The organism is Zhongshania aliphaticivorans (genome assembly GCF_902705855.1).
Taxonomy (GTDB): domain Bacteria; phylum Pseudomonadota; class Gammaproteobacteria; order Pseudomonadales; family Spongiibacteraceae; genus Spongiibacter; species Spongiibacter aliphaticivorans_B.
Genome location: NZ_CACSIJ010000015.1, coordinates 1 through 2,500 on the forward strand (window position 1 = coordinate 1; position 2,500 = coordinate 2,500).

Here is a 2,500-nt window from a genome sequence, read left to right on the forward strand (position 1 = left end):
TACTCTCGCATGGGGAAACCCCAAACTACCATCGGCGATGACACGTTTCACTTCTGAGTTCGGGATGGGATCAGGTGGTACCATGTCTCTATGGTCGCCAGGCAAACTGGCTTGGCTAAATGAGATGTCTTACGTACTTGCGTACTGCGTCATTTAATCCAAATAGGGCGGTAAACGACCTCCACGGATGGAGGAAGTGCCTGATATTGTCTGGAACAATATCGGGCTAAGCTGATATAAACACTGTTTTCTTTTGTGTGTAGCTTACGCTACTCGCAACAATCCGCTGCAGTTTCTTCATTGTGATAGCTAAACCACTTAATTATATGGTCAAGCCTCACGAGCAATTAGTACAGGTTAGCTCAATGCCTCGCAGCACTTACACACCCTGCCTATCAACGTCCTGGTCTTGAACGGCTCTTTAGGGGGCTCAAGGCCCCAGGGAGATCTAATCTTGGAAGAGGCTTCCCGCTTAGATGCTTTCAGCGGTTATCCCGTCCGAACGTAGCTACCGGGCAATGCCACTGGCGTGACAACCCGAACACCAGAGGTTCGTCCACTTCGGTCCTCTCGTACTAGAAGCAGCTTTCCTCAAATCTCCAACGCCCACGGCAGATAGGGACCGAACTGTCTCACGACGTTCTGAACCCAGCTCGCGTACCACTTTAAATGGCGAACAGCCATACCCTTGGGACCGGCTTCAGCCCCAGGATGTGATGAGCCGACATCGAGGTGCCAAACACCGCCGTCGATGTGAACTCTTGGGCGGTATCAGCCTGTTATCCCCGGAGTACCTTTTATCCGTTGAGCGATGGCCCTTCCATACAGAACCACCGGATCACTATGACCTACTTTCGTACCTGCTCGACTTGTCAGTCTCGCAGTCAAGCGCGCTTATGCCATTACACTAACCGCATGATTTCCGACCATGCTTAGCGCACCTTCGTGCTCCTCCGTTACTCTTTGGGAGGAGACCGCCCCAGTCAAACTACCCACCACACAATGTCCTCGAACCAGATAATGGTCCAGAGTTAGAACCCCAACAGTACCAGGCTGGTATTTCAAGATTGGCTCCATGGTAGCTAGCGCCACCACTTCAAAGCCTCCCAGCTATCCTACACAAGTAATATCAGAGTCCACTGTGAAGCTATAGTAAAGGTTCACGGGGTCTTTCCGTCTAGCCGCGGGTATACGGCATCTTAACCGCAAATTCAATTTCACTGAGTCTCGGGTGGAGACAGCGTGGCCATCATTACGCCATTCGTGCAGGTCGGAACTTACCCGACAAGGAATTTCGCTACCTTAGGACCGTTATAGTTACGGCCGCCGTTTACCGGGGCTTCGATCAAGAGCTTCGCTTACGCTAACCCCATCAATTAACCTTCCGGCACCGGGCAGGCGTCACACCGTATACGTCCACTTTCGTGTTTGCACAGTGCTATGTTTTTGATAAACAGTTGCAGCCACCTGGTCACTTCGACTCCCCTCAGCTTACGGAGCAAGTCCGATCACCAGAGGGAGCGTACCTTCTCCCGAAGTTACGGTACCATTTTGCCTAGTTCCTTCACCCGAGTTCTCTCAAGCGCCTTGGTATTCTCTACCTGACCACCTGTGTCGGTTTGGGGTACGGTTTGTTATAACCTGAAGCTTAGAAGATTTTCTTGGAAGCATGGCATCAACGACTTCATCCAAAAGAGGACTCGTCATCGCTTCTCAGCCTTAGGGATCCGGATTTGCCTAAATCCCCAGCCTACGAGCTTAAACACGGACAACCAACGCCGTGCTCGCCTAGCCTACTCCGTCCCTCCATCGCAGTTATAACAAGTACGGGAATATTAACCCGTTTTCCATCGACTACGCATTTCTGCCTCGCCTTAGGGGCCGACTAACCCTGTCCTGATTAGCATGGGACAGGAAACCTTGGTCTTCCGGCGGGGGGGTTTTTCACCCCCCTTGTCGTTACTCATGTCAGCATTCGCACTTCTGATACCTCCAGCAAACCTCTCGATTCACCTTCACAGGCTTACAGAACGCTCCTCTACCATGCGTGCAAGCACGCATCCGCAGCTTCGGTTACACATTTAGCCCCGTTATATCTTCCGCGCAGGCCGACTCGACTAGTGAGCTATTACGCTTTCTTTAAAGGGTGGCTGCTTCTAAGCCAACCTCCTAGCTGTCTAAGCCTTCCCACATCGTTTCCCACTTAATGTGTATTAGGGACCTTAGCTGGCGGTCTGGGTTGTTTCCCTCTTGACAACGGACGTTAGCACCCGCTGTCTGTCTGCCGTGATTGAACTCCTAGGTATTCGGAGTTTGCATGGGGTTGGTAAGTCGGGATGACCCCCTAGCCCAAACAGTGCTCTACCCCCTAGGGTTAGACACGACGCTCTACCTAAATAGATTTCGAGGAGAACCAGCTATCTCCGAGCTTGATTAGCCTTTCACTCCGATCCACAACTCATCCCCAAATTTTTCAACATTTGTGGGTTCGGTCCTCCAA

Annotated in this window: 2 rRNA genes (1 of these 2 cut by a window edge); both read right to left on the bottom strand. The window is 51.6% G+C overall.

Annotated features, from left to right (window positions below):
- Positions 1–102, bottom strand: a 5S ribosomal RNA gene (gene rrf, locus GVJ32_RS14160); the annotation flags it as partial.
- A gap of 224 nt (positions 103–326) precedes the next feature.
- A 23S ribosomal RNA gene (locus tag GVJ32_RS14165) occupies positions 327–2,500 on the bottom strand (it continues 726 nt past the right edge of the window).